Genomic DNA, 26,537 nt, shown 5'->3' with positions numbered 1-26,537 from the left:
CACCCGCACGCAATTGTCGCCTCCCGCGCGCTCTCCTATACAGCCATGTCACGTTCTCTCGGAGTTCGTCGCATGGCCTTTCCGCGCGCGTCCAAAGCCCTGTCCCGCTTCACTGTCCTCGATTTGACGCGGGTGCGCGCCGGCCCGACCTGCGCGCGGCAGTTCGCCGATTGGGGCGCCAACGTCATCAAGATCGACGCCATGATGGAGGATGGTGGCGAGGCCCTGGGCGGCCCGCGCCGCGGTTCCGACTTCCAAAACCTGCATCGCAACAAGCGCGCGATGACGCTCAACTTGAAAGACCCAAAGGGCGTCGACGTGTTCATGCGACTGGCCAAGCGGGCCGATGTCGTGATCGAGAACTATCGCCCTGATGTGAAGACCAAGCTCGGCATCGACTACGAGGCCGTGCGCAACGTCAATCCGCGCATCGTCTATGGCAGCATCTCCGGTTTCGGCCAGGACGGCCCCTATGCGAAGCGGCCGGGCTTCGATCAGATCGCGCAGGGCATGGGCGGGCTGATGTCGATCACCGGCGCGCCTGGAGAGGGCCCGATGCGCGCGGGCATCCCGATCGCCGATCTCTCCGCAGGCCTGTCCTGCGCGATGGGCATCCTCACCGCGCTGCTCGAGCGCGAGGTCTCCGGTGAGGGCCAGTGGGTGCAGACGTCGTTGTTGCAGGCGCAGATCTTCATGCTCGACTTCCAGGCCGCACGCTGGCTGATGGAGAAGGAGGTCGCCCCTCAAGCCGGCAACAACCATCCGACCAGCATTCCGACCGGCGTGTTCAAGACTTCCGACGGCTACATCAACATCGCCGCCACGGGGGGGCGGATCTGGGAGCGGCTGTGCCAGACGCTCGGCGCGCCCGAATGGATCGACAATCCGGACTACGCGACCGCGCCGGCGCGCTCCAAGAACCGCGATGCGCTCAACGCCGAGATCAATGCGCGCACGCTGGCGAAGACGAGCGAGCAATGGGTCGCCGAGCTCAATGCCGCCGGCGTGCCCTGCGGGCCGATCTACGCGATCGATCAGATGTTCGAGGACCCGCAGGTGAAGCATCTCGGCATGGCGCAGCAGGTCGCCAGCGACGACGGCCGCGACATCACGCTGGTGGCGCAGCCCTTCACCTTGTCGCGCACGCCGAGCCGGATGGCGGCACGGCCGCCGGAGTTCGGCGAGCAGACCGAGGAGATCCTCTCCGAGTTCGGCTTCACCGACGGCGAGATCGCCGATCTCCGGCTGCACCGCGTCGTGTGAGCAGGTGCAATATGACCAAGCTGCGGCATCCCGCCGCTGTGGCCCAGATGTCACCACGTTGGAACTTCGACCTGGGCGGGATTGAGGCCAGAGGGAGACCGCGTTAATCTCTTCGCATCAGTTGATCGCGGACCCCTTCGGCCCGCGCGTGTGAGGAGTAGCCTTCCATGAGCGCGACGGAATTGAACGAGTTTCTGACGGCGATGGACATGGTGCGCGACGTCAACGCGGCCGCTCTGAATCACGTCGGCGTTTTGCCGTTCGACGAAACGATGCTCGACAACGAGTCCGACTGGTACCACATGCCGGTTGCGGAGAAGGCCCACTGAGGCTGACTCGCCTCGGGTCCGCGCGCCCGCTGACCTGCATCATCTTTGCTCGAAGCCTTCGTTCCGAAAGCTGGACGGAGGCTTTTTCTTTTCGAGGGCGACGGGATGAGCTGCGAACTCTGATCCACCGAACGCAAAAAAAAGCCCGACGCACGCGCCGGGCAAGGTGATCGTCTCGGGAGGAAACATCAGGGCGCGATGACCAGAGATCAGGCACCGCGCGTGAGCAGAACGATATCTGCCCATGAATGGAGCCTATCACCGCTCTGCCTAAAATGCTGTCATCGCAAAGACACAACCTCTGGAGAAGCACCGGACGGCTTCGAACATCGGTACGATTGTTTTGGTGTTCCCAGCCAAGTCCTATCCACCACAATCCGCGAACCAATTACGGCATGGTCCCAATCAGAAACTCGCAACTGATGCCGATGGTCGTGGGAGCCTCAGCGTGTGGCCTGTTCACCCGCCGCGTTTGGTCTGCTCGGTCCGCGAGGCTGACGCGCAGGGAGAATCTGGGCAATTCAGGTGCTCGTCGCGGTCTATCCGCAGCGTTTGAGGCAGGATCGCTGATGCCACAGCCCATGCTGCACAAGCCCGCCGCATGCGCGCCATTCGGTTGCAGAACGACCACGCACAACCGGAGGCGGAGGCTGGTTCGTATCGAATGTTGCACGACGGTCACAGGCAGCGACGAACTTAGGCCGTCTCGAAATCCACCCAAAAAATCGCAGTACCCGCCGAGGCGATCTTGGCTGCGATATGCCGTCTGGCACGATTGGAGGCGCCTGACGGCGCCTGCACGACATGGATTCAATCGCGAAGATGCAAAGGCTGACGTGCTGATCGCAAACCGATCCGGTCCCCATACGGTCTCGCGCTCGAGGCGGTTGTGCTGGTTGTCAGCGGCCGCGCTGGTCACCCCGGTGCTTGCGGCGGCGCCAGCCGTTGCGCAGGCCACCAGAGGCGGCGCCGGCGGCAGCAGCCAGGACACCTTCGCCAATGGCGGTGCCAGCTCGGCCACGGCCGTTGGAAATGTCGGCGCCAATGCACCTATTCCTACCCGAGGCGGCGGCGGTGGCGGCGCCGGCACACTCGGCGGGGCCGGCGGCAGCGATTCGACCGGTGCCGCACCGGGTGGCAGCGGCGGGATCGGTCCGGGCGCCAACGGACTAAGCGGTCAAAGCGGCTTCTCGATTCACAGCGGAGGCGGAGGTGGCGGTGGCGCACATGGCGCCGTCGTAACCACGGACACGAGCAACTCCGCAGCGCTGTCCGGCGGCAATGGTGGACGTGGCGGCGCCACCACCGGGGATTTCGGCGGTGGCGGCGGCGGCGCCGGCGGATACGGGGTGGTCGTCGATGGCAACGGGCTCACCTACAGCAATGGCAGCAGCATCACGGGAGGCAAGGGCGGCAATGGCGGCGCGGCTGCCTCGCTAAATGTCGTCGTGAATGGCTGGGGCGGCAATGGCGGCCAGGGCGGTTACGGTATCTTTCTGACGGGAAGCAGCGTCGTGCTGAACAACGCCGGCACCATCAAAGGCGGTGGCGGCGGAAATGGTGGTGACGCGCCATCCAGCACCCAACCGAATGCGAGTGGCGACGGTGGTAGTGGTGCCGCCGGCGTCGCCTTCGCCGCGGGCGGCACGCTGATCAACTCCGGCACCATCACCGGCGGCGACGCAGGCGTGGCCGGCGCGACGGATACCAGTCACTCCGGCACGGCTGGAACGGCCGGTGCGGGCGTCATCGGCGCCAATCTCGCGATCATCAACAGCGGCACGATCTCGCGCGGTAACGGCTTCGGATTGTTCGCAGCCCCCGCCGCCATCAGCTTCACCGGCGGCAGCAACGTGCTGGAGATCTGGGCGAGCTCGATCATCAATGGCAACGTCGTCGGCACCGGCACCGATACGTTCCGGCTCGGTGGCGCCGCGAACGGCAGCTTCGACGTTTCCACGATCGGCGCGACCGCACAATTCCAGGGCTTCTCGAGTTTCGTGAAGACGGGCACCGCGACCTGGACGCTGGCCGGCACGACGACCGCGGTTACGCCGTGGAGCATCAACCAGGGCGCGCTCGCGGTGTCATCAGATGCCAATCTCGGCGATGCTTCCGGCAGCATGTCGTTCGGTGGCGGCACGCTGCAATATCTCGCCGGCTTCAGCTCCAGCCGGACCGTGACCCTCAATGCCGGCGGCGGCACGTTCGATACCAACGGCAACAACGCGACACTCAGCGGGACGATTTCGGGCACGGGGGGGCTCACCAAGGTCGGCGTAGGCATCCTGACCTTGTCAGGCACCAGCAGCTACACCGGGGCGACGACCATCGACGGCGGCGTGCTCGACGTCGAAGGTGCGATCACGAACACCTCTGGGGTGACCGTGAATGCCGGCGGCACCCTGACGGGTGCGGGTCTCGTCGATCCGCCGATGACGGTCGGCATCAATGCCGGCGGCACGCTGGCGCCGGGCAATGGCACCGCCGGCTCGTCGATGACCATCGTCGGCAATCTCGCCTTCCAGTCCGGTGCGTACTATCTGGTGCAGCTCGATCCGACCACGGCCTCATTCGCGAGCGTCACCGGAACGGCCACCCTCGGCGGCGCCACCGTCAACGCCGTGTTCGGCACCGGCGGCGGCTATATCGACAAGCGCTACACCATCCTGACCACGAGCGGCGGCATCTCGGGCGGCTTCGGATCGGTGGTGAAGACCAACCTGCCCTCCGGCTTCAAGACCAGCCTGAGCTACGACGCCAACAACGTCTATCTCGATCTGATCCTCGCCTTCGCCGTGCCCGGCGGACTCAACGGCAATCAGAAGACGGTCGGCGATACGCTGTCGGCGTTCTTCGATCGCACCGGCGATATTCCCGTCGTGTTCGGCAAGTTGAACCAGGCGGGCCTCACGCAAGCGTCCGGCGAGAGCGCCACCGGCGTGCAACAGACCACGTTCAACGCCATGAGCCAGTTCGCCAGCCTGCTGACCGATCCCTTCGCACAAGGTCAAGCCAGCGGCGGGGGCGCGATCAGCTATGCTGACACATCCCGCAAGCGCACCGATGCTTTCGCGATGCTGACTGACGACAGGCCGGCCGAGTTTGCGCAGCGCTGGAATGTCTGGGCGGCGGGCTTCGGCGGCTCGCAAACGACCAGCGGCAATGCAGTCGTCGGCTCCAACGATACCACCAGCCGCATCGCCGGCACCGCCGTCGGCGCCGACTACCGGATCGCACCGCGCACGATTGCGGGCTTCGCGCTCGGCGGCGGCGGCACCAGCTTCAGCGTCAACGGCCTCGGCTCCGGCCGCTCCGATCTGTTCCAGGCCGGCGCCTATCTGCATCATCATATCGGCCCGAGCTATCTGAGAGCGGCCCTGGCCTATGGCTGGCAGGACGTCACCGCGGATCGCACCGTCACCATCTCCGGTGTCGACCGGCTGCGCGCGACCTATCAAGCCAATGCCTGGATCGGCCGCATCGAGGGCGGCACGCGCTTCGTCGCTCCCATAGGCGGCATCGGCCTGACGCCTTACGCGGCTGCGCAGGTGACGAGCTTGCGCCTACCGGCCTATGTGGAGCAGGCCATCTCCGGCACGTCGACCTTCGCACTGAGCTACACCGGCAAGACCGTCACCGACACACGCACCGAGTTCGGCCTGCGCACCGACAAGTCCTACGCGCTGGCAGACGGCGCCCTCACCTTGCGCGGCCGCCTCGCCTGGGCGCACGACTTCAATCCCGATCGTTCGGTCGCGGCGACGTTCCAGACGCTGCAGGGCGCAAGCTTCGTCGTCAACGGCGCCGCGCAGGCGCGCGACTCCGCGCTGACGACGACCTCGGTCGAGATGAGCTGGCAGAACGGCTGGAGCGCCATGGCGACGTTCGAAGGCGAGTTCTCGAGCGTCACCCGTTCCTATGCCGGCAAGGGCAGCGTGCGCTACTCGTGGTAGGAGCGGCGTAGCCGATCGAGCGCAGGCGTCCAGCTGGCAGGGCACGGGTGATCAGCGACAACCGTACTAAGCCTCGGCCTTCGCGGCCGGCGCTCCCGACTTGCTGAAGGTCGCGATCACACGATCGATCAGCGGCCAGAACAGCAGCACGATCGCCAGCGTCGTGATGGTGCCCACCAGCCCGTTCGCCCAGAACACCTTCATGTTGCCGCCGGAGATGATCATCGACTGCCGGAACGCGTCCTCGGCACGGCTGCCGAGCACCAGCGCCAAGGTGAACGGCGCCAGCGGGATCTTGATCTTCTTGAAGACATAGCCGACGACGCCGAAGCCGAGCATCAGCCAGACGTCGAACATCGCGTTCTGGATCGCGTAGGCGCCGATGGCGCAGGACACCACGATCATCGGCGCCACGGCCGCGAACGGCACGCGCAGGATCGAGGCGAAGATCGGCACGGTGGAAAGCACGAGCACGAGGCCGACGACATTGCCGAGATACATCGACGCGATCAGGCCCCAGACGAAGTCCTTGTGCTCCACGAACAGCAGCGGGCCGGGATTGAGGCCCCACACCATCAGGCCTCCGAGCAGGATCGCCGCGGTGCCCGAGCCGGGGATGCCGAGCGCCAGCATCGGCAGCAGCGCCGCGGTGCCCGAGGCATGCGCGGCCGTCTCAGGCGCGAACACGCCCTCGATGCGTCCCTTGCCAAAACTGTCCGGATTCTTGGAGAAGCGCTTGGCGAGGTTGTAGCCCATGAAGGAGGCCGCGATCGCGCCGCCCGGCGTGATGCCGAGCCAGCAGCCGATCACCGAGGAACGCAGCAGCGTCATCCAGTATTTCGGCAGGTCCTTCCAGACGGCGAGCACCGTGCGCAAGGAGATCGCGGCGGCGTGACCGCGCAGCGCCAGGCGTTCCTCCATCGTCAGCAGGATCTCGCTGATGCCGAACAGGCCGATGACCGCGACCAGGAAGTTGATGCCGCGCAACAGATCGGTCGAGCCGAAGGTCATCCGCAACTGACCGGACACGGTGTCCATGCCGACGCCGGCAAGCAGCAGACCGAGCGCCATCGCAATGACCGTCTTGTGCTTGTCCTCGCGTCCCAAGCCCACGAATGAGCAGAAGGTCAGGAGATACACGGCGAAGAATTCAGGCGGACCGAACTTCAACGCAAACGACGAGATCCAGGGCGCCAGGAAGGTGATCAGCATCACCGCGACCAGCGAGCCGATGAACGACGAGGTGAAGGCGGCCGTCAGCGCCTCCGCCGCCTTGCCCTGCTGCGCCATCGGATAGCCGTCGAAAGTGGTCGCCACCGACCACGCCTCGCCGGGAATGTTGAACAGGATCGAGGTGATGGCGCCGCCGAACAGCGCGCCCCAGTAGATGCAGGACAGCATCACGATGGCCGAGGTCGGGTCCATCGAGAAGGTCAGCGGCAGCAGGATGGCGACGCCGTTGGGCCCCCCCAGCCCGGGCAGCACGCCGACGAAGACGCCGAGCACGAGCCCAACCATCATCAGCAGCAGCGTCTTCCAGGTCAGGAGGACCGCGAACCCGTGCAGCAGCAGACCCAAGGCTTCCATGATTTCATTCCAACTGTTTCCTCGTCATTGCGAGCGCAGCGAAGCAATCCAGAGTCGAGTGCGCAGCCCTGGATTGCGTCGTCGCGTTGCTCCTCGCAATGACGGGGGAGAGACCGGTGTCAGTACCCGAACGCCGCTTCGAGCGGGCCCTTCGGCATGATCACGTCGAACACGACATCGAACGTCACGAACATCACGGCGCTGAACAGGAACGCCGTGAGCAGCGATTTCCAGATCGCGATCTTGCCGACGAGACGCATGAACCCGGCGATGAGCAGGAAGCTCGCGACATAGATGCCGAGAAACTGCATCGCGATGCAGAACAACAAGGTCGGCACGAACACGGCCATCACACGGCGCAGCTGCGCGCGCGTCACGAAAGTCTCGACCGCTTCCTTGCTCGACAGGAAGGCGGCACCGATCCCGTAAAGGCTGGCGCCGCCGAGGATCACCGACAGATAGAACGGAAAGTAGCCGGGCTCCGGACCGGTCGAGTCCCAGGACGCGCCGGTCCGCCAATTGTCCCAGGCGAGTACGGCCGCGAGCGCGAGCAGCAGCAGCGACACCGCGACGTCGACGGTCCGGGTGGAGGTGACGGCCGGAGAATTCTCCTCAGGCGCGGTCGGATCGTCGACGGCAATCTCGAGCTCAGCGTTGGACATCGATCCTCCTCATCCCCTCGCCCGCCCAGCTCACTTGGCGACGAAGCCGGCTTCCGTCATCAGTTGCTTGTTGAGCGAGCCGTCCTCTTCGAGGAACTGCAGCATGTCCTTGCCGGTGAGGAAGATCGGCTTCAGCGCCTGCTTCTCCATGTAGTCCTTGTACTCCGGTGTCTGCACCAGCTTGCTGAACAGGTCGACGTAGAACTCCTGCTGTTCCTGCGTCACCTTGCCCGGCAGGAACATCGCGCGCAGCATCAGGTATTGCACGTCCAGCCCCTCCTCCTTGCAGGTCGGAATGTCGTTCCAGGACTGCGTCTCCGTGACCTTGGTCGTGTAGGAGATGCGCTCCTTGTCGAACACGCAGAGCGGACGCACCTGGCCGGCGCGCCAGACTTCGAGATTCTCGGAAGGATTGTTGACGTTCGCTTCGGTGTGCCCGCCGACCAGTTGGGTCGCAGCCTCGCCGCCCGACTTGTAGGGCAGATAGGAGAACTTGGCTCCGGTCTTCTTCTCCATGAAGACCGTGAGCACGTGATCTTCGCGCTTGGAGCCGGTGCCGCCCAACTTGAACGGCGAGCTCGACGCCTTGGCAGCCTCGATGAACTCCTTCACCGTCTTGGGGCCGTTGACGTTGTCCCACAGCACGAACTGATCGAGTGCGATCACCGCGACCGGCGACAGCTCGTGCCAGTCGAACGGCAGCTTGGCCGACAGCGGCAGCATGTAGATCAGCGAATAGGCGATCAGGATCTTGTTCGGATCGCCGTCGCTGGACTTCATGTACATCAGGGCTTCGGCGCCCGACGCGCCGCCCTTCAGCGACACGACAACCGGCTGCTTCAGAAGATTGTTCTTCTGAATGGCAGCCTGCATCATCCGCGCCATCTGGTCTGATGCACCGCCGGCGCCTGCGGCGACGACAATCTCGACCGGCTTGGTCGGCTCCCAGCCGGCAAAGGCGGGCGCAGTTGCGAAAAAGGCCGCCGTTGCGGCCGCGATCTTGATGAGTTTGCGCACGTGTTTCTTCCCCGTTCGAAGCGCCAGCTTGCATCCTACCAGGATACTGCTGGCTTATTGTGGTCAGTTCAAGAACACAAGCATGATGCGGCCTCATGTTCCTCGGCATAAGGTCGCAAGCACGGCATTGGACTACTTGCCTTTCCAGTTCGGCGTCCGCTTGTTGAGGAACGCCTCCATGCCCTCGCGGAAATCCTCACTCATATAGGCGCGCAGGATCAAATCCTCGCCCTCGTCCCGCGACAGGGTCCGGCGAATGCGGCGCACCGCCTCCTTGGTCACCTCGAGGGTGATCGGCGCGTGCGAGGCGATGAGCCTCGCGGTCTCCAGCGCGCGTGTCTGCAGCGTCTCGACGTCAGGCACGATCTCGTTGAGCAGACCGAGCGCGAGCGCCTCCGGCGCCTCGACCAACCGTGCCTTGAAGATCAGATCCTTGGTGCGCGCCGGTCCGATCAAGGAGACCACGCGCGAGATGTTCGACATCGACAGGCAGTTGCCGAGCGTGCGCGCGATCGGAAAACCGATACGTGCCGTCTCGGTGCCGATGCGAATGTCGCAGCAGGCGGCAATGCCGGCGCCGCCGCCGGTGCAGGCGCCCGCAATCGCCGCAATCACCGGCACACGGCACAGCTCCAGCGTGCCGAGCACGCGGTCGATCCGCGCCTCGTAGTCGAGCGCATCCTGCGCGGTCTTGAAGGCGCGGAATTGCGAGATATCGGTGCCGGAGGCAAACGCCTTGTCGCCCGCACCGGTCAGGATCAGCGCCTTGATCGACCGATCGGCGTTGATGGCCTCGCAGATCGAGGCCATCCGGTCGTACATCGCGAAGGTCATCGCGTTGCGCGCCTGCGGCCGGTTGAAGGTGATCTTGGCGATGCCGTCGTCGACGGCATAGATCAGATCGTCGGAGCCGGTCACAGGCGCGGTCATCAGGCCACCTTCGGGATTGGCGCCGCCTCGCGCGCCTTCAGGACGTCCATTGCCGCGAGCACGCCACCGGCACGATGCGGCACATTGGCGAGCGCAAGGCCCATCTCGACGCCGGCGAGCGTCCCCATCAGCATCAGGTCGTTGAAATGACCGATGTGGCCGATGCGGAACACCTTGCCCTTGATCTTGTTGAGGCCGGTGCCGAGCGACATGTCGAAGTTTTCCAGCACGGTCTTGCGGAACTGATCGGCGTCATGGCCTTCGGGGATGACCACGCCGGTCAGCGCCGGCGAATGCGCCTGCGGATCGGCGCATTGCGTGTCGAGGCCCCACGCCTTCACGGCGGCGCGCGTCGCAAGGCTGTGGCGGCGGTGGCGGGCGAACACGTTCTCGTGCCCCTCCTCCTCCAGCATCTTCAGCGCCTCGTTGAGGCCCATCAGCAGATTGCAGGCCGGCGTGTACGGGAAGGTGCCGAGCTTGTTGAAGGTGATGATCTCCTGCCAGTCCCAGTAGGAGCGCATGCCGGGATTGGCCTTGGCGGCGGCGAGCGCCTTCTCCGAGACGGCGTTGAAGCCGAGGCCCGGCGGCAGCATCAGGCCCTTCTGCGAGCCCGCAACGGAGACGTCGATGCCCCACGCGTCGTGCTCATACTCCATCGAGCCGAGGCCGGAGATGGTGTCGACCATCAGGAGTGCCGGGTGGCCGGACCGGTCGAGCGCCTTGCGCACCTCGAGCGGCGGCGTTAGGCAGCCGGTCGAGGTCTCGTTGTGCACGACGCAGACGGCCTTGATCTTGTGCGCCTTGTCGTCGACCAGACGCTGCTCGATCGCCGCGATGTCGGCGCCATGACGCCAGTCGCCGGGGATGAAGTCGACGTCGAGCTTGAACTTGTCGGCGATGCCCCGCCACAGCACAGCGAACTGGCCGGTCTCAACCATCAGCACCCTGTCGCCGGGCGCGAGCGCGTTGACGATCGCGGCTTCCCACGCGCCGGTGCCCGACGACGGATAGATGATCACCGGCTGCTTGGTGCGGAAGATGCGCTGGCTGGCCGCCAGCACGGCGAATCCGAGCTCCGCGAACTCCGGACCGCGATGGTCCAAGGTCGGCATGTCCATCGCGCGCAGCACGCGGTCGGGCACGTTGGTCGGTCCCGGAATCTGAAGAAAATGCCGTCCCGTGTGCACAGTCATTGGCGTCCATCCCCGGTCATTTGGTTGGTGCGCGGACGTGGCATCCCACGCGCTGGTCGCGCTTTTCTCCCGCCAGACCGCTGGCGTCAATAAAGAAGACGCAAGCACCGATCGCTCCGGGCTGACATCCCTCAGATGCACACAAATCCCCTTCTTCTGTGCAGTGCGGCATAGCGGGACGCCCCAGCTTGCTGCACGCGGTTTGGCCTCATTTCACCGCCGCAAGCTGGCGCGGCGCATTGCCCTGCGATGGCTCATCCAGCAGCACCATCGCGGCATCGACACCGCCCGCGCGATGCGGCACGCCGACCGCACGCAGCCCCATCTCGACTCCACTCAGCGCCGCCATCAGGGTCAGCGCATTGCACTCGCCGAGATGGCCGATGCGAAACACCTTGCCCGCGACCTTGGACAGGCCCGAGCCGAGCGACATGTTGTAATTGTCGAGCACGACCTGGCGGAACTGATCGGCGTCATGGCCCGGCGGCATCAGCACGGCGGTCAGCACCGGGGAAAAATCCTTCGGCTCCTGGCACAGCACCTCGAGACCCCAATGCTCGACCGCGGCGCGGGTCGCGGCCGCAAGCCGCTGGTGGCGCGCGAACACCTGGTCGAGTCCCTCCTCGAGCAGCATGGCAATCGCTTCGCGCAGGCCATAGAGCAGGTTCGTCGCCGGGGTATAGGGGAAGAAGCCGTTCGCGTTCAGCTTCAGCATGTCCTCCCAATCCCAGAACGAGCGCGGCATCTTGTTGGCCTTGGCAACAAGGCGCGCCTTGTCCGAGACGGCGTTGAAGCCGAGCCCCGGCGGCAGCATGAAGCCCTTCTGCGAGCAGGACACGGCGACATCGACCTTCCACTCGTCGAAGCGGAAGTCGGCCGAGGCGAGACCGGAGATGGTGTCGACCATCAGCAGCGCCGGATGCTTGGCGCGGTCCATCGCGGCGCGCACCTCACCGATCCGGCTGGTCGCGCCGGTCGAGGTTTCGTTGTGCACGACCATCACCGCCTTGAGCCGATGACCGGCGTCGGCGACCAACGCCTCCTCGATGACGGCAGGGTCGACGCCACGGCGCCAGTCGCCGGGAATGAAGTCGACCTCGATTCCCCACCGCGCCGCCATCTGCCGCCACAGCGTGGCGAAGTGGCCGGTCTCGACCATCAGCACCTTGTCGCCCGGCGACAACGTGTTGACGATGGCAGCCTCCCAGGCGCCGGTGCCCGAAGACGGATAGATGATCACCGGGCTCGTGGTCTTGAAGATCGCCTGCGAGCCGCCGAGCACGGCCTTGCCGAGTTCGGCGAACTCGGCGCTGCGGTGATCGATCACTGGCATGTCCATCGCCCGCAGCACCCGCTCGGGCACCGGACTCGGGCCCGGAATATGCAAGAAATGACGGCCTTGGGGACGGGTCACGACAGAGCTCCGGGCGACGACGGCATTCTGGCACCCATAATTGCATTCAATTCTTCAGCATGCAAGAGCTCAATCGCATGCACGCACGAGGTCGACCACATCTGTAACTACCGCTACAATGCGTAAGATGAATTCCACGATTCCCGATATCGAGACGCCACCCTTGGCAGGGCCAAGCGGTCGATCCGTGCCTGCGCGGGACGAGACCTCGCTGCATGACGAGATCCTGGCGCGGCTGCGCGACTACATCGTCGAGGGCCATGTCGCCGACGGCGGACGCCTGTCCGAGCGGCAGCTTTGCGAAATGCTGGGGGTGTCCCGCACCCCCTTGCGCGAAGCGCTCAAGGTGCTCGCAGCCGAGGGGCTGGTCGAGCTGCTGCCCAATCGCGGCGCCCGGGTGCGCCCGCTCAGCGCCGCCGACATCCACGAACTGTTCGACCTGATGGGAGGCCTGGAAGGCCTCGCCGGACGCCTCGCCTGCGAGAAGATTTCAGATGAAGCGATCGCGGAAATCGAGCAATTTCATCATGATATGTACGGATTCTACATGCGGCAGGACATGCAGGGCTATTTCCGCATGAACCAGTTGATCCACCGGGCGATCGTCGACGCCGCCGCCAACGCCACCCTTCATGCGACCTATGAGAGCCTGGCGGGCCGCATCCGCCGGGTGCGCTTCTCGGCCAATTTCGCCCGCAAGCGCGAACGCTGGAGCGAGGCCATGCGCGAGCATGAGCTGATCCTCGATGCCCTGCGCCGGCGCGCCGGAAGCGAGCTGTCCGACATCCTGTTCCAGCATCTGCGCAACAAGGGCGCGGCTGCGATCGCGTACTTCGCCGAGAGCCAGCCGCCGCTGGCGGCAGCCAAGCCAGACAAGGTCGAATAACGCCGGGGATTGCGCAAATTTGCATGCAATCAGATTGACGCATTTGCGGAAATGAATGACACCGGGCGGAACAGCGCCCGCCGGACGACAGCCGGGCCCCACCAGGGATCACCATGCCGAACGCCAAAGCCGGTCCGTCCAGGCTCGAACAGAAGCTCCGCGCCGAGATGACAGGCGACGTCTTCTTCGACCGCTTCAACCGCGGCCGCTACGCCACAGACGCCTCGTTCTACCAAGTCATTCCGGCGGGCGTGGTCGTGCCGCGCACGATGGACGAGGCGCTGCGTGCGCTCGCCATCGCCCGCGACGACGGCCGCATCGTCACGCCCCGCGGCGGCGGCACCTCGCAATGCGGCCAGACGGTCAACGAGGGGATCGTCGTCGACTTCTCCAAGCACCTGAACCGCATCGTCTCGCTCGATGTCGAGGGGCGGACCTGCGTGGTCGAGCCGGGCATCGTGCTCGACGACCTCAATCGCCAGCTCAAGAAGCACGGCCTTTGGTTTCCGGTCGACGTCTCCACGGCGTCCCGCGCCACGATCGGCGGCATGGCCGGCAACAATTCCTGCGGCGGCCGCTCGCTGCGCTACGGCACGATGCGCGACAACACCATCGCCATCGACGCCGCGCTGGCCGACGGCACGCTGGCGCATTTCGGCGAGGTGGCGCGAGACCTTCGTGACGTCAGCGCGCCGGACAGCGCGCGCACGTTGTTTCGCGACATGCTGGCGCTGGGCGAGCGCGAGGCCGCGGAGATCGCCGACAGGTTTCCCAAGGTGCAGCGCCGCGTCGGCGGCTACAATCTCGACGCACTGACGCCGCGCAACGCCGCCAACAACCTGGCCCATCTGCTGGTCGGCTCCGAGGGCACGCTGGCCTTCTCCACCCGGATCGAGCTCAAGCTGTGGCCGCTGATCCGCACCAAGGTGCTCGGCGTCTGTCATTTCGGCAGCTTCTATCAGGCGATGGATGCGGCCCAGCATCTGGTCAAGCTGAAGCCGATCGCGGTCGAGCTGGTCGACCGCACCATGATCGGGCTGGGCCGCGACATCGCGATGTTCCAGCCGGTGATCGCGGCGGCGGTGCGCGGCGATCCCGACGCGATCCTGGTGGTCGAGTTCGCGGAGGAGACGAAGGACGAGAACCTCGCCAAGCTGAAGCAGCTCTCCGAGTTGATGGGTGATCTCGGCTTCTCCTGGAGCAACGAGATCTGCAAATGGGGCGGCGTCGTCGAGATATCAGACCCTGCGCTTCAGACCGCCGTCGCCGACTTCCGCGCCGCCGGCCTCAACGTGATGATGTCGATGAAGGAGGCCGGCAAGCCGGTGTCGTTCGTCGAGGACTGCGCCGTGCCGCTGCCCCACCTCGCCGACTACACCGCGCGGCTCAACGAGGTGTTCGCCAGGCACGGCACGCGCGGCACGATGTACGCGCACGCCTCCGAGGGCTGCCTGCATGTGCGCCCGGTGCTGAACCTGAAGCTGGAGAAGGACGTCAAGGCGATGCGCGCCATCGCCGAGGAAGCTTTCGCCATGGTGCGCGAGTACAAGGGTTCGCATTCCGGCGAGCATGGCGATGGCATCGTGCGCTCGGAATTCCACGAGCAGATGTTCGGCAGCCGCATCGTCGCCGACTTCAAGGAGGTCAAGCAGCGCTTCGATCCGGCGAACGTGCTCAATCCTGGCCGCATCGTCGATCCACCCAGGATGGACGACCGCTCGCTGTTCCGCTATCCGCCGGACTACCGCATCGTCGACGACATCAAGCCGGTGCTCGACTGGTCGGCCTATCCGGGTGCCGCCGGCGGCTTCCAGGGCGCGGTCGAGATGTGCAACAACAACGGCGCCTGCCGCAAGCTCGACGGCGGCGTGATGTGCCCGTCCTATCGCGCCACCCGCGACGAGAAGGATGTCACGCGCGGCCGTGCCAATACCTTGCGGCTCGCGATCTCCGGCCAGCTCGGTCCCGGCGCGCTGTCGTCCGACGAGATGATGGAGACCTTGAAGCTCTGCGTCTCCTGCAAGGCCTGCCGCCGCGAGTGCCCGACCGGCGTTGACATGGCCAAGATGAAGATCGAGGTGCTGGCGGCCCGGGCGACGACGCATGGCCTCACGCTGCGCGACCGGCTCGTCGCCTATCTGCCGCGCTATGCCGATATGGCTGCCCGCATCGCGCCGCTCGTGAACCTGCGCAATCATGTTGCGCCCCTGCGCGTGCTGATGGAGCGCGTTGCGGGCATCAGCGCCAAGCGCAAGCTTCCGGCCTTCCGCACCGACACCTTCCGCGTCGACGCCGACGCGTTCGGTCCGGCTGATGGCCGCGAGGTCGTGCTGTTCGGCGACACCTTCAACCGCGTCTATGAGCGCGAAAATCTCGACGCCGCGCTGCGCGTGCTGATCGCCGGCGGCTATCGCGTCTACGTGCCCAAGCCGGCCGACGGCGGCCGCGCCCTGTGCTGCGGCCGCACCTTCCTCTCCGCCGGCCTCGTCGACGAGGCCCAGTCCGAGCTGCAGCGCCTGGTCGAGACCTACGCGCCGTTCGCCTCGCGCGGCGTGCCGATCATTGGCCTCGAGCCAAGCTGTCTGCTGACGCTGCGCGACGAACTGCTGTCGCTGCGCAACGACGCCACCGCGAAAACAATCGGCGCACACGCGCTGCTGCTGGAAGAGTTTCTGGCGCGCGAGGCCGAGAGCGGCCGGCTGGCGCTGCCGCTCGCCCCCCTGCCCGGCAAGGCCTTGTTGCACGGCCATTGCCATCAGAAATCCTTCGCCGCCTTCAAGCCTGTCGAGCAGGTGCTGCGACTCATTCCGGAGCTCACGGTCGAGACCATCGAATCCTCCTGCTGCGGCATGGCCGGCGCGTTCGGCTATGGCGCGGAGACCTACGAGGTCTCGCTGCAGATGGCGGAGGCGTCGCTGCTGCCCGCCGTGCGCAACGCCGACGCCGCAACGTTCATCGTTGCCGACGGCACCTCCTGCCGCCACCAGATCCAGGACGGCGCCGCCCGCGGTGCCGTTCACGCCGCGCAGCTCCTGGCGATGAGCCTGGAGCGGGCGCAAGCATCAACGTAGGTCACGAGAGACCGGACGCCGCGGAGCGCGACCTCAATGTTCGTCATTGCGAGGAGCGTAGCGACGAAGCAATCCAGACCTTTTCTTTCGTCCTGGATTGCTTCACTTCGCTCGCAATGACGGATGATAGAGCCGACTTTTCATCACAAATCGCAAAGGACACCGACATGGCCGATCTCAAGCTCGACGCCGCTCGCAAGATTCTGGATGCCACGCTCGCGAAGGGCATCGAGAAGAAGCTCAAGCCGCTCGCCGTGATGGTGCTCGACGCCCGCGGCTGCCTGAAGGCGGCCGCCGCCCAGGACGGCACCAGCCTGATGCGGGCCGAGGTCGCGCATGGCAAGGCTTATGGCGCGCTGGCGCTCGGCCTCGGCTCCCGCGCCCTGTTCCAGCGCGCCCAGGAGCAGGCCTATTTCATCGACGCCGTGAACACGCTGGCCCAGGGCCGCATGGTCCCGGTGCCCGGCGGCGTGCTGATCATGGACGGCACGACGCTCGTCGGCGCCGTCGGCGTCTCCGGCGACAGCTCCGACAATGACGAGATCTGCGCCGTCGCCGGTATCGAGGCCGCCGGCCTCAAGGCCAATCCGGGCTGAGCTCCGGTCGCACCTGCAAAGCTCAGCGAGCTTTTCCGTCCCACAATCTCGAGGGGGCTGGCCGCCCTCTCGAAGCCTGATCGATCATGCGTCGAATTCCACGGCTCAGATCGCGGCTGACGGAGAATTCATTCGGCCGGCTTGACCGGCCCGAAACATTGCCGGCTGCTGCACGTTTGTACGACGGGGCGCGTGGAGAACCGGACATGCCTCGCAGACGAGCTCGCACCATCATCATCACTGGCGCCTCCGCCGGCGTCGGCCGTGCCATCGCGAACCGCTTCGGCGAGGCCGGCGATCGCATCGGCCTGATCGCGCGCGATGAGCATGCGCTGCGCGACGTCCAGCGCGAGCTGCAGGCGCGGTTTGCCCATGCCGAATACGAGGCCGTCGATGTCGCCGATGCGCAGGCCCTGTTCGACGCTGCCGAGCGGCTCGAGCAGCGCCTGGGTCCGGTCGACATCTGGATCAATGACGCCATGGAAACGGTGTTCTCGACCGTGGCCGACATCACACCGGAGGAATTCCGCCGCGTCACCGAGGTGACCTATCTCGGTTTCGTGCACGGCACGATGGCGGCGCTGCGATCGATGCGCCGACGCGGCGAAGGCCGCATCATCCAGATCGGTTCGGCGCTCGCCTATCGCGGCATTCCGCTACAGGCGGCCTATTGCGGCGCCAAACATGCGATCCGGGGCTTCACCGACTCGCTGCGGGCCGAGCTGATGCACGAGCGCTCAGGCATCACGCTCTGCATCGTCGATCTGCCCGCGGTGAACACACCGCAATTCGACTGGGCTCGCGCGCACCTTGCGCATACGCCACGGCCAATGGGCCGGCCGGTGGAGCCTGAGGTGATCGCTGACGCCGTCTATCGCGTTGCCGATGGCGGCTTCCGCGAATATTGGATCGGCTGGCCGACGCTGCTGACCATCCTCGGCAACGCCATCGCCCCGGCTTTGCTCGACCGCTACCTCGCCGCCAAGGCGATCGCCGGGCAGCAGACCGACGTGCCGCTGGTGCCCGACCGCACCGACAATCTCGATCACCCGGTTACACGCCTGCACCGTACCCGCGGCTCGTTCAGCCGTGGCGCGGCCCTGCACGCGATGCTCGTGCCCGGCGATGTGGCCCGCGCCGCGACCGTCGCAATCGGGGCCGCTGTCTTCTTTGCGCTGGGAGCGACGCTGAGCCGGCGGGGGAGGCGCTAGGCCGCGCGTTGCAACGCGGTGCTTGCGTGACACCGGCGAGATGCGCTTTTCTGCTCCGCGCTATCCATTCCCGTCCGGAGCGCCTGCATGACCATCGAAAGCATCAGCGCGATCACCATTGCCACCCATGACATGGCCCGCGCGGTCGCCTTCTATCGCGCGCTCGGCTTCGACGACATCCCGTATGGCGGCGCCGACACCCCGTTCACGACCTTCCGAGTCGGCGCGGGCTATCTCAACCTGATCGCCACGCCGGAGGACAAGCAGTGGAGCTGGTGGGGCCGCATCATCTTTCATGTCTCGGACGTCGACGCCGTCTATGCCAAGGCGCTGGCTGCCGGCTTCTCGCCCTCCACCGCGCCGCGCGACGCCGAATGGGGCGAGCGCTACTTCCATCTCACCGATCCCGACGGTCACGAATTGAGCTTCGCGCGGCCGCTCGGCAAATGAGCTAGCCGAGTTCGAAAGTGGTGACGCCGAACAGCCGCTCGATGCGTAGTGGCGCGATCGGGCCGGTGTACATCCGCGCGGTCTCGAACACCGGCTTCAGCCCGAGACTCTCCGCCAGCGCCACCGCCTCCGGGTTCATCGCCGGCACATCGAGGAAGACCTCGGAGCCGCCGATCTCGCTCAGCAGCGCCGAGACGATGGCCTCGGCATCGGCCCGGCTGTGCGCGACCAGCGGACCGATCTTAGAGCCGGTGCGGCACGGCCGGATCACGCCCCAGGCGGCAAGCGCGCCATCACGGATGACAGCGCGGCCGACATGGCCGGGGGCTCCGATCCAGGCCTGCAGGAACGCGCGGCGCGACGCCGGAAACACAGCCGCGTCGGAGGCCTCGATGCCGGCCAGCGGCACGTCGCTCAGCGCAACGAAGTCCGATCGCGCAGCAGCAGGCAGCACCGTAGCGGCCTTCCCGCCGTAGCGGACATTGGCATAGGCATATTTGAAGCCAGACTTTCGATAATTGTCCTGCTGCGCGACGACACCGTCGAGGCCGACGACACGCGATCCCGCATGCGCCATCGCAGCCTGCCAGAGCCGCAGGCCATAGCCATGCCCGCGCAGATCAGGACGTACGATGTAGAAGCCCAGAAACGCGAAGCGTTCGTCGTAGTTGACGCAGGACACCGTCGCGACCGGCACACCGTCACGTTCGGCGATGAGAAATCCCTGCGGATCGACCACGGAAAAGCACGCGGCATCGGACAGGCCGGGATTCCAGCCCTCGGCCGCCGCCCAGTCGAGGACTAGTGGAATCTCGTCAGGCCGCATCGTTCGGATGAGGAGGCCGTCGGCTGCATGGGACGAGGTCATGTCCTCATCCTCATGCCTTGAACACAGCCGCGCATCAGCAACGAAGCCTTGACTGAGGCCATCTCCACTGCTCCTGCTTCACCGTCGGCATCGCCGCGCCGATGAGACGTCGTATCACCGAGGTCGATTTGACAGCCCTTCCTAGCAGAGACATCGCGCAAAGTCCGCCTCCCTCCGTCGCGACCACCGACCGTCTTGTCAGCCTCGACATCCTCCGCGGCCTCGCTTTGTTCGGGGTAATGGCCATCAACGTCGTATTTGAGTTCCGTATCTCGATCTTCCAGCAATTTCTGCCGGCAACGACAACGCATGAGACCAGCACAATCTTCTTCGGAGGTTCATTGTCGCCAGAGATGATCGATCTGTTGTGGACCATCATCGGCGACTCGCCCTTCAATCGGTCCATCGAAGACGGTCTCGCGCGCGCCGTCTCCATGAAGGCGTTTGCCCTGTTCTCGCTGCTGTTCGGCATCGGGCTGGCCATGCAGTTCGACCGGATCGCTCCGGAGCGACGTATCCCCCTGCTGCTCCGGCGGCTGCTCGTCCTGCTCGCGATCGGCATTTTGCACCTGACGCTGCTGTGGAATGGCGACATCCTGACCGAATATGCGCTTGCCGGACTGCTCGTGCTGCCGTTCCTGTTCGCGCCAAGCTGGCTGGTGATCGCGAGCAGCCTCACCCTGCTCGGGCTGTACTTCACCGGCTGGCTGATACACATGCTGCCGCTGCCGAGCTCCGCCTGGATGATGCACAATGTCGCCGATGCCGCGCGTGTCTATGCGCACGGCAGCTTTACGCAGATCCTGGTGTTCCGGCTTTCCGAGATCAGCGCCATCGCGCCGCTGCATCTGTGGATCTTTCCGCGCACGCTCGGACTTTTCCTCGCCGGCATCGTCATCTGGCGATCCGGCCTTCTGCGCGATATGCCGCATCACCGCGTCATGCTGCTGCTGACGGCCCTGGCCGCACTCGCTGTCACGATCGACGCCGGCGCATCGCTTGCGACTGTGAGCCTGGCGCTTGCCTATGGCGCGCTGATCCTTTCAGCTGCAAGCACCATCTGGGGCGCCCTCCTGCTCGGCTGGGCGGCTCCCGTCGGCCGGATGGCGTTCACCAACTATCTCATGCAGTCCGTCATCTTCGGCGTCGTGTTCTACGGCTATGGCCTCGGCCTGTTCGGCCGGCTCAGCGTCTCGCTCGCACTCGGCATCGGCGTGGCTGTCTATGTGCTCCAGATGATCGCAAGCTGGTGCTGGCTGAGGCTGTTTCAGTTCGGCCCCATCGAATGGCTGTGGCGCAGCCTGATGTACAACAAGCTGCAGCCGATGCGGCTTCGGCCGCACTCCTGACGCGACTTCACCCGTCGGGTTACTATGTCGCACCCCGACGGGTGTTGCGCCGTCGGGCAAATCAGCTGCACATTTCCCGGCGTCACGGCCTACGAGAGGGGCGCCTCGCGATCGTCACGAGCGTTGGGCCGGTGATGCGATGGCCGTCGCGGCATCAGGCGCGTTTGCGCAAGACGACTGGTGGCGTGGCGGACGGCGAAATCGTGTGGTCCTGACATCCCGACGCTGATGTCAACTCGCGACGAGGCTTTGCTTCGCGCGGGGATGGTGGCCAGAAAGCCCGGCGCACCAGGGAGACCACGTATAAGCCGTAAGCCCGTCGCGCAGGGAAGGCCGGTAGTTGCGGCCAAACCTGTGGTCACTGCCGCCTGCTTTTCTTCCTGCAGGCGGGCATGGGGGCGGCGAGCGCCCGGCCTTCCCTGCGCCCTCTTCGTTCAGAGGGCGAAATCTGACGCAAGACTCGGACGCGAAGCGTCGCGAGATCGCGGATCCATGTATCACCCTATGTGGACAAATATTGTTGGAGCAAAGAACCTTTCCACCCCTCCACTGTCATCGCCCGCGAAAGCCGGCTATCCAGTATTCCAGAGGCCGTGGTCATCGAACCGGGAGGCCTCGGCGTACTGGATGCTCCGCCTTCGCGGAGCATGACAGCGGTAACAACAGAGCCGCCGTCACACACTCTACCCGCAGCGAGCTACTTCCCCGGCCACACCGGCTTGCGCTTCTCGGCAAACGCCCTCAGGCCCTCCTTGGCATCCTCGGTCATCGCCAGCAGCGCGATCTGGCTTTCGAGATAGGCGATGGACTCGTCGAACGACATCGAGGCGATGGCGCGCATGGCGTATTTGCCGCGGCGGATGGCGGTCGGCGACTTGTCGACGAGACGGCCGATCAGCCAGTCCATCTTGCCGTCGAGCTCGGCGGCGGGAACGACATGGTTGAGCAGCCCGGCAGCCTGTGCAGTCTTGGCGTCGAACGGCTCGCCCGTGAGCGCCCATTCGTTGACGAGACGCGGCGGCGCGATACTCTGCAAGAGGCTCAGGACCTGCATCGGGAACACGCCGACCTTCACCTCCGGCAGGCCGAAGACGACGTGATCGGCTGCGACCGCCATGTCGGTCATGCACAGCAAGCCCATGCCGCCGGCCATACAGACGCCGCCGACGCGCGCAATCGCCGGCTTGGTGGAATTCTGCGACAGCCGGAGCAAGTCCGCGTAATCGACATTCGGGCGGGAGAAATCCATCGCGAAGGCCGCGCCGGAGTTCTGCAGGTCGGCGCCGGCGCAGAACGCCTTGTCTCCTGCGCCGGTCAGCACGATCACGCGCACCTCGGGATCGTCATGCGCCGTGCGATAGCCGCGCGAGATCCCGGCGATCACGTCGCCATTCAGCGCGTTGCGCTTCTCCGGACGATTGATGGTGATCCAGAGGGCCTGCCCGCGCTTGTCGAGAATCACGCTGTCGTCGGTCATCGCCTTGCCTGTCGCTTGATGTCGGATGCGAGATTGTCGCGGGATAGCTGCCGCGGGCAAGGAAAACTTGCGTCAAGAGGCCGCGCGGCGGCCGATCTCGGCGATGACCCCGTGCAGCAGCGGACGCACCGGCTCGAACTGGCCAGTGCGCAGGAACGCGATGGTCTGCCGGAACGACGTCGGATGCACCAGCAGGCCCATGTGCGACGCCTTGATGGTGGTGTGGTCCGTCATCCCGGCGAGCTTGCAGCTCTCGACGGAGACGCGGCCGTCGTTCGGCCACGGCAGCAGGAACAGCCCGGCGATCGGATCGAGGAAGCGGTTGCCGGCGATCACGCCGATCTCGTAGTCGGCGGGTGGCAGAGAGGCGAGCGTGACGTCCTTCGTGGTCACCAATTGCAGGCCGGCTGGACCGAAATAAGCGCGATAGAGCCCGACGTTCTGCAGCCGGTCGGCAAGCTCGCTGCCGCCATTGGGCGTTCCCAACATGACGACACGGCCGAGCCGCGCCGGCCGATGCTTCGCAATCGCGACCCGTGCCAGCAGCCCGCCCATCGAGTGGGTGACGAAGTGGATCGGACCGTCGATCCTGGCTGTGAAATCGGCGATCGCCGGGCGGATGTCGTCGGCAAGAAACTCGAGCGGTTTCTTGCGGCTTTCATAGTCGAGGTTCAGCGTCGCAAAACCTGCGCGCTGCAACCGCTTTTCCAGTGGACGCAGCATCAATGATCGGCCGGCGATGCCATGCAGCAGCACAACCCCCGCGCCGCGGGGGCCACTGTGCTGAGAACGCCGGCGCAGCGATGCGATCACGCGACTTCCCGCTCCTCCGGCTCGCGCTCCGTCGTAGCGGTTGCCGCACTCGCCTCGGCAAGTGCCTTGGCGCCGACATAGTCGGTCTTGCCGGAACCGAGCAGCGGGATCTTGTCGACCACCATCACGACGGCCGGCACCGCAAGCTCCGGCGCACCTTGGCCTTTGGCCTGGCGCTGCATCGCGGAGCGTTCGGCATCCTTCTGCGTCGTGATCAGCACGATGCGCTCGCCCTTGCGCTGATCGGGGATCGACACCGCGACCGAAGCCGCCTGCGGCCACAAGGTCGCGGCGATCTGCTCGACCACCGTCAGCGACACCATCTCACCGGCGATCTTGGCAAAGCGCTTGGCGCGGCCCTTGATCGTGATGAAGCCCTGCGCGTCGATGGTGACGATGTCGCCGGTGTCGTGCCAGCCCTCCGGCAGCGCCTCGAGCACGCCGGGATTTTCGGCCCTGACATAGCCGAGCATGACATTGGGCCCCCGGACCGAAAGCCGCCCGCCCTCCTCGATGCCCGGCACCTTGTCGAGCCGGTACTCCATCAGCGGCGACAGGCGCCCGACGGTGCCGACCCGGTTGGCCATCGGCGTGTTCATCGCCAGCACCGGCGCGGTCTCGGTGACGCCATAGCCTTCGAGCAGGCGGATGCCATAACGCTCCATATAGATCTGCCGTGTCCGATCCTTGACCGGCTCGGCGCCGGCGATGACCAGCCGCAGCGTGCGGAAATCATAGGCATGAGCGGAGCGTGCGTAACCAGTCAGGAAGGTGTCGGTGCCGAACAAGATCGTGGCGCCAGTCTGATAGATCAGTTCGGGCACGATCCGGTAATGCAGCGGCGACGGGTACATATAGATCGGAATGCCCGCCAACATGGGCATCATCATGCCGCCGGTGAGGCCGAAGGAGTGGAACACCGGCAAAACATTGAACACAAGATCGTTAGCGTTGGCATCGACCCTCGCCAATGCCTGGGCGGCGTTCGCGAGAATATTGCGATGGGACAGGACGACGCCCTTTGGCGTGCCTTCGGAGCCGGACGTGAACAGAATCACGGCGGGGTGGTCGGCATTGCGGGCGACGCGCGGCCTGGTGCCGTCGATCATTCCCTTGATCTTGTCGGCCAGGCTGACCGAGGCCTTGACGTCCTCAAGATAGACCAGACGGGCCTGCCCCTCGATCGCCGCGATCAGCTTGTCGAGCTTGCCCTTCTCGATGAACGCGCGCGACGTCAGCACCGTCGCGACCTGCGCCGCCTTCATCGCCGCCAGCACGTTCACCGGGCCGGCGGAGAAGTTCAGCATGGCCGGCACGCGGCCGATCGACTGCAGTGCCATGAACACCACGGCGACGCCGGCGGAGTTCGGCAGCAACAGGCCGATGTTCTCGCCCACCATCGTCCCCTGCTCGAGCTTGCGGCTGAGCACCTGTGAGCCCAGCAGCAGCTTGCGATAGGTCAGCTTGGTGCCGAGCGGATCCTCGATCATCACCTTGCCGGTGTCGTGGTCGCGATGGGCATGGGCGAGCGCCTCGAACAGCGTTCGATCCAGCATGGCGTTCTTCACCATGGCTTCGATCATCACGTCCTGCAGCGCAGCGCCAGCTGCGTTGCGGCGGGTCTTGCCCTTGAGCGCCGCATCGATGGTGAGCTTCACCGGCGGCAGGATCGTCACCGTCACCTTGGGAAACCACGAGCGCTTGATCTGGCCATCCTTGAGATAGCTGAGATGCGAGCGCTGCGCGCCCTCGATGCGGACCGGCACCACGACGGCGCCGGCCTTGTCGGCGATCATCGCGGTGCCGTCATAGACCTTCATCAGTGAGCCCGACACCGTGATGCGGCCCTCTGGGAAGATCACCACCGGTTCCTGGCTGGCGACCAGCTTGATCAGATCGCGAGCACCGAGCGGCTTGGTCGGGTCGATCGTGATGTGGCTTACAAGTTTCAGGAAGACCTTCGCCCACCAGGCCTTGGAGATCCCGGTGTCGACGGCAAAGGTGGCATCGATCGGCAGCACCGCGTGGAGCAGCGGACCGTCGATCAGGCTGACATGGTTCGGCGCGATCAGCATGCGGGTGCCGGCCGGCGGCAGGTTCTCCAGCCCACGCACCTCAGTGCGGAACAGCGCGCGGAACAGCATCGCGCCGAAGTCGCGCACGCCCTCCCTGCCCCATTTGTTGAGCACGAACCAAACGGCGCCGAAGCTCGCCAAAGCCAGACCGAAGAAGATCCAGGCGATCGAGAGGCCTGCGGCCTGCAGACCGGCCACGCCCAGCGAGCCGACCACCATGAAGGCGGCCTGCAGCACGTTGCCGGCAGCGATGACCCGGGCGCGCTCAGTCGGCTCCGACCAGGCCTGCACCGCGGCGAAGGCAGGAACCACGAACAGGCCGCCACCAAAGGCGAACACCGCGAAATCAATCAGCATGCGCGCTCCCGCCCAGGAGCCGACGAAGGCGAGCGGCGAGAGGTCCTTCGCGGTCGCTGTCGTCCCGATCGTCCAGGACAGATCGAGACCGAGCACGCCCATGAGGATTGCGCCGATCGGCACCAGCGCGAGATTCGGCCTGACGTGGCTGAGATGCGCCGCGAACAGCGAGCCGATGGCGATGCCGATCGCGAAGACGGCGAGGCACAAGGTGACCACCCCCTCGGTGCCGCCGACGACATCCTTGACCAGCGCGGGCAGCAGCGACAGCACGACGGCGCCGACCAGCCAGAACCACGACACGATCACCATGCCGTCCCACAGCCGGGGCATGGCATGCAACGACTTCAGAAGGTGCGAGGTCGATGTCCAAGGGTTGGCCGTGATGCGCAGATCCGGTGCCGACGGCGAAGTGTGCGGAATGCGCGACGCCGAAGCCCAGGAGATCACCGCGAGGCCGATGACGGCGAGAGCGACCCATCCCATATGCGACGAGCCGGAGACGAGCTGGCCGCCGGCGATGGTGCCGATCAGGATGGCCATGAAGGTCGCACCTTCTACCAGCGCGTTGCCAGTAGCGAGTTCACCGACCGTCAATTGATCCGGCAGCATCGCGTATTTCACGGGGCCGAACAGCGCGGCGATGACACCGAACATGCCGAGGGCGACGAACAGAAGCGGGATCGAATGCAGAAAGAAGCCCAGCGCCGCGAAGCCTGCGGCAAAGATTTCCGCGAACTTGAGCCGGCGCGCCACGATTCCCTTGACGTATCGATCCGCCAGCTCGCCGCCGAGCCCGGACAGGATGAAGAATGGGAAGATGAAGACGGCGCCCGCCACGGTCACAAGCGCGTCGCCATGCGTTGCCACGGCGCCGTAGAGCAGCATGATGACCAACGCATTCTTCAAAACGTTGTCGTTCAGCGCCGAGGAGAATTGGGCCCAGAACAGCGGGGCAAAACGACGCGACGACATCAACTGCTTGATCATGATCGATTCCTGGTGTGCTGCAGCGGCTTGGCCGCAAGGACCG

The 26,537-nt window shown here is 65.5% G+C and carries 19 protein-coding genes; 9 read left to right on the top strand and 10 right to left on the bottom strand.

Going from position 1 to position 26,537, the window contains the following annotated elements; genetic code table 11:
* The first annotated feature begins 72 nt into the window (after nucleotides 1-72).
* The 3 genes from ACQR1E_RS10820 to ACQR1E_RS10810 all read left to right on the top strand — a co-directional run bounded on the left by ACQR1E_RS10820 (nucleotide 73) and on the right by ACQR1E_RS10810 (nucleotide 5,548).
* Nucleotides 73-1,263 carry a CaiB/BaiF CoA transferase family protein gene (locus tag ACQR1E_RS10820; RefSeq protein WP_316191404.1) on the top strand — a complete coding sequence of 397 codons (1,191 nt, stop codon included), beginning with the start codon at nucleotides 73-75 and terminating at the stop codon, nucleotides 1,261-1,263.
* Between the two features lie 167 nt (nucleotides 1,264-1,430).
* Complete coding sequence (locus ACQR1E_RS10815; RefSeq protein WP_315712919.1) at nucleotides 1,431-1,592, top strand: hypothetical protein; 162 nt, start codon at nucleotides 1,431-1,433, stop codon at nucleotides 1,590-1,592.
* An 896-nt stretch (nucleotides 1,593-2,488) separates the two neighbouring features.
* Entirely contained in the window at nucleotides 2,489-5,548 is a 3,060-nt protein-coding gene (locus ACQR1E_RS10810; protein WP_315753560.1) for an autotransporter outer membrane beta-barrel domain-containing protein, read from the top strand.
* A 66-nt stretch (nucleotides 5,549-5,614) separates the two neighbouring features.
* Here ACQR1E_RS10810 and ACQR1E_RS10805 read toward each other — a convergent pair whose 3' ends face one another.
* The 6 genes from ACQR1E_RS10805 to ACQR1E_RS10780 all read right to left on the bottom strand — a co-directional run bounded on the left by ACQR1E_RS10805 (nucleotide 5,615) and on the right by ACQR1E_RS10780 (nucleotide 12,351).
* Nucleotides 5,615-7,135 carry a tripartite tricarboxylate transporter permease gene (locus ACQR1E_RS10805; protein ID WP_315712921.1) on the bottom strand — a complete coding sequence of 507 codons (1,521 nt, stop codon included), beginning with the start codon at nucleotides 7,133-7,135 and terminating at the stop codon, nucleotides 5,615-5,617.
* Between the two features lie 119 nt (nucleotides 7,136-7,254).
* On the bottom strand, nucleotides 7,255-7,797 hold the full coding sequence (locus ACQR1E_RS10800) for a tripartite tricarboxylate transporter TctB family protein (protein WP_315712922.1): 543 nt from the start codon (nucleotides 7,795-7,797) through the stop codon (nucleotides 7,255-7,257).
* Between the two features lie 30 nt (nucleotides 7,798-7,827).
* Nucleotides 7,828-8,814: a tripartite tricarboxylate transporter substrate binding protein gene (locus ACQR1E_RS10795; RefSeq protein ID WP_315825115.1), complete on the bottom strand. Its 987-nt coding sequence runs from the start codon at nucleotides 8,812-8,814 to the stop codon at nucleotides 7,828-7,830.
* Nucleotides 8,815-8,946: 132 nt separating this feature from the next.
* A complete protein-coding gene (locus ACQR1E_RS10790) occupies nucleotides 8,947-9,744 on the bottom strand; it encodes an enoyl-CoA hydratase/isomerase family protein (protein ID WP_315753554.1) in 798 nt (265 codons plus the stop codon).
* Nucleotides 9,744-10,937, bottom strand: a complete 1,194-nt coding sequence (locus tag ACQR1E_RS10785) for a pyridoxal-phosphate-dependent aminotransferase family protein (protein ID WP_434863260.1) — start codon at nucleotides 10,935-10,937, stop codon at nucleotides 9,744-9,746. Before ACQR1E_RS10785 ends, ACQR1E_RS10790 begins: the two co-directional genes overlap by 1 nt.
* 208 nt (nucleotides 10,938-11,145) lie before the next feature.
* Complete coding sequence (locus ACQR1E_RS10780) at nucleotides 11,146-12,351, bottom strand: pyridoxal-phosphate-dependent aminotransferase family protein (RefSeq protein ID WP_315753550.1); 1,206 nt, start codon at nucleotides 12,349-12,351, stop codon at nucleotides 11,146-11,148.
* A 127-nt stretch (nucleotides 12,352-12,478) separates the two neighbouring features.
* Here ACQR1E_RS10780 and ACQR1E_RS10775 point away from each other — a divergent pair, with 127 nt between their 5' ends.
* The 5 genes from ACQR1E_RS10775 (at nucleotide 12,479) to ACQR1E_RS10755 (ending at nucleotide 18,565) form a co-directional block, all read left to right on the top strand.
* Nucleotides 12,479-13,237, top strand: a complete 759-nt coding sequence (locus ACQR1E_RS10775; protein ID WP_315753548.1) for a GntR family transcriptional regulator — start codon at nucleotides 12,479-12,481, stop codon at nucleotides 13,235-13,237.
* 113 nt (nucleotides 13,238-13,350) lie between these two features.
* A complete protein-coding gene (locus ACQR1E_RS10770) occupies nucleotides 13,351-16,308 on the top strand; it encodes an FAD-binding and (Fe-S)-binding domain-containing protein (RefSeq protein ID WP_434897019.1) in 2,958 nt (985 codons plus the stop codon).
* A gap of 167 nt (nucleotides 16,309-16,475) precedes the next feature.
* The gene (locus tag ACQR1E_RS10765; protein ID WP_315753544.1) at nucleotides 16,476-16,904 is read left to right on the top strand and encodes a GlcG/HbpS family heme-binding protein; all 429 of its coding nucleotides are present in this window, start codon (nucleotides 16,476-16,478) and stop codon (nucleotides 16,902-16,904) included.
* Between the two features lie 206 nt (nucleotides 16,905-17,110).
* Complete coding sequence (locus ACQR1E_RS10760) at nucleotides 17,111-18,115, top strand: SDR family oxidoreductase (protein WP_315753542.1); 1,005 nt, start codon at nucleotides 17,111-17,113, stop codon at nucleotides 18,113-18,115.
* 87 nt (nucleotides 18,116-18,202) lie between these two features.
* The gene (locus ACQR1E_RS10755) at nucleotides 18,203-18,565 is read left to right on the top strand and encodes a VOC family protein (RefSeq protein WP_316201819.1); all 363 of its coding nucleotides are present in this window, start codon (nucleotides 18,203-18,205) and stop codon (nucleotides 18,563-18,565) included.
* 1 nt (nucleotide 18,566) lies between these two features.
* Here ACQR1E_RS10755 and ACQR1E_RS10750 read toward each other — a convergent pair whose 3' ends face one another.
* Nucleotides 18,567-19,433, bottom strand: a complete 867-nt coding sequence (locus tag ACQR1E_RS10750) for a GNAT family N-acetyltransferase (protein WP_434897018.1) — start codon at nucleotides 19,431-19,433, stop codon at nucleotides 18,567-18,569.
* A 341-nt stretch (nucleotides 19,434-19,774) separates the two neighbouring features.
* On the opposite strand from ACQR1E_RS10750, the gene ACQR1E_RS10745 reads away from it, so the two are divergent.
* The gene (locus ACQR1E_RS10745) at nucleotides 19,775-20,782 is read left to right on the top strand and encodes a DUF418 domain-containing protein (protein ID WP_434897017.1); all 1,008 of its coding nucleotides are present in this window, start codon (nucleotides 19,775-19,777) and stop codon (nucleotides 20,780-20,782) included.
* 697 nt (nucleotides 20,783-21,479) lie between these two features.
* Here the strand turns inward: ACQR1E_RS10745 and ACQR1E_RS10740 are convergent.
* The 3 genes from ACQR1E_RS10740 to ACQR1E_RS10730 all read right to left on the bottom strand — a co-directional run bounded on the left by ACQR1E_RS10740 (nucleotide 21,480) and on the right by ACQR1E_RS10730 (nucleotide 26,494).
* On the bottom strand, nucleotides 21,480-22,259 hold the full coding sequence (locus tag ACQR1E_RS10740; RefSeq protein ID WP_315753532.1) for an enoyl-CoA hydratase/isomerase family protein: 780 nt from the start codon (nucleotides 22,257-22,259) through the stop codon (nucleotides 21,480-21,482).
* A 72-nt stretch (nucleotides 22,260-22,331) separates the two neighbouring features.
* Nucleotides 22,332-23,069 (bottom strand): esterase/lipase family protein, encoded by a 738-nt coding sequence (locus ACQR1E_RS10735; protein ID WP_315753624.1) that lies wholly within the window; start codon nucleotides 23,067-23,069, stop codon nucleotides 22,332-22,334.
* Nucleotides 23,069-26,494 carry an acyl-[ACP]--phospholipid O-acyltransferase gene (locus ACQR1E_RS10730; protein ID WP_434897016.1) on the bottom strand — a complete coding sequence of 1,142 codons (3,426 nt, stop codon included), beginning with the start codon at nucleotides 26,492-26,494 and terminating at the stop codon, nucleotides 23,069-23,071. Before ACQR1E_RS10730 ends, ACQR1E_RS10735 begins: the two co-directional genes overlap by 1 nt.
* Nucleotides 26,495-26,537: the final 43 nt, after the last annotated feature.

Source organism: Bradyrhizobium sp. HKCCYLRH1030 (assembly GCF_051168395.1).
Lineage (GTDB): Bacteria > Pseudomonadota > Alphaproteobacteria > Rhizobiales > Xanthobacteraceae > Bradyrhizobium.
The sequence above is the reverse complement of the archived record's forward strand: the minus strand, read 5'-3'. Positions and strand labels throughout refer to the sequence as shown.

What these genes read in the sequence shown, in the direction of transcription:
- ACQR1E_RS10820 (WP_316191404.1), top strand. Translation starts at nt 73, where the DNA reads ATGGCCTTTCCGCGCGCGTCCAAAGCCCTGTCCCGCTTCACTGTCCTC.
- ACQR1E_RS10815 (WP_315712919.1), top strand. Translation starts at nt 1,431, where the DNA reads ATGAGCGCGACGGAATTGAACGAGTTTCTGACGGCGATGGACATGGTG.
- ACQR1E_RS10805 (WP_315712921.1), bottom strand. Translation starts at nt 7,135, where the DNA reads ATGGAAGCCTTGGGTCTGCTGCTGCACGGGTTCGCGGTCCTCCTGACC.
- ACQR1E_RS10800 (WP_315712922.1), bottom strand. Translation starts at nt 7,797, where the DNA reads ATGTCCAACGCTGAGCTCGAGATTGCCGTCGACGATCCGACCGCGCCT.
- ACQR1E_RS10790 (WP_315753554.1), bottom strand. Translation starts at nt 9,744, where the DNA reads ATGACCGCGCCTGTGACCGGCTCCGACGATCTGATCTATGCCGTCGAC.
- ACQR1E_RS10785 (WP_434863260.1), bottom strand. Translation starts at nt 10,937, where the DNA reads ATGACTGTGCACACGGGACGGCATTTTCTTCAGATTCCGGGACCGACC.
- ACQR1E_RS10775 (WP_315753548.1), top strand. Translation starts at nt 12,479, where the DNA reads ATGAATTCCACGATTCCCGATATCGAGACGCCACCCTTGGCAGGGCCA.
- ACQR1E_RS10770 (WP_434897019.1), top strand. Translation starts at nt 13,351, where the DNA reads ATGCCGAACGCCAAAGCCGGTCCGTCCAGGCTCGAACAGAAGCTCCGC.
- ACQR1E_RS10765 (WP_315753544.1), top strand. Translation starts at nt 16,476, where the DNA reads ATGGCCGATCTCAAGCTCGACGCCGCTCGCAAGATTCTGGATGCCACG.
- ACQR1E_RS10760 (WP_315753542.1), top strand. Translation starts at nt 17,111, where the DNA reads ATGCCTCGCAGACGAGCTCGCACCATCATCATCACTGGCGCCTCCGCC.
- ACQR1E_RS10755 (WP_316201819.1), top strand. Translation starts at nt 18,203, where the DNA reads ATGACCATCGAAAGCATCAGCGCGATCACCATTGCCACCCATGACATG.
- ACQR1E_RS10750 (WP_434897018.1), bottom strand. Translation starts at nt 19,433, where the DNA reads ATGACCTCGTCCCATGCAGCCGACGGCCTCCTCATCCGAACGATGCGG.
- ACQR1E_RS10740 (WP_315753532.1), bottom strand. Translation starts at nt 22,259, where the DNA reads ATGACCGACGACAGCGTGATTCTCGACAAGCGCGGGCAGGCCCTCTGG.
- ACQR1E_RS10730 (WP_434897016.1), bottom strand. Translation starts at nt 26,494, where the DNA reads ATGATCAAGCAGTTGATGTCGTCGCGTCGTTTTGCCCCGCTGTTCTGG.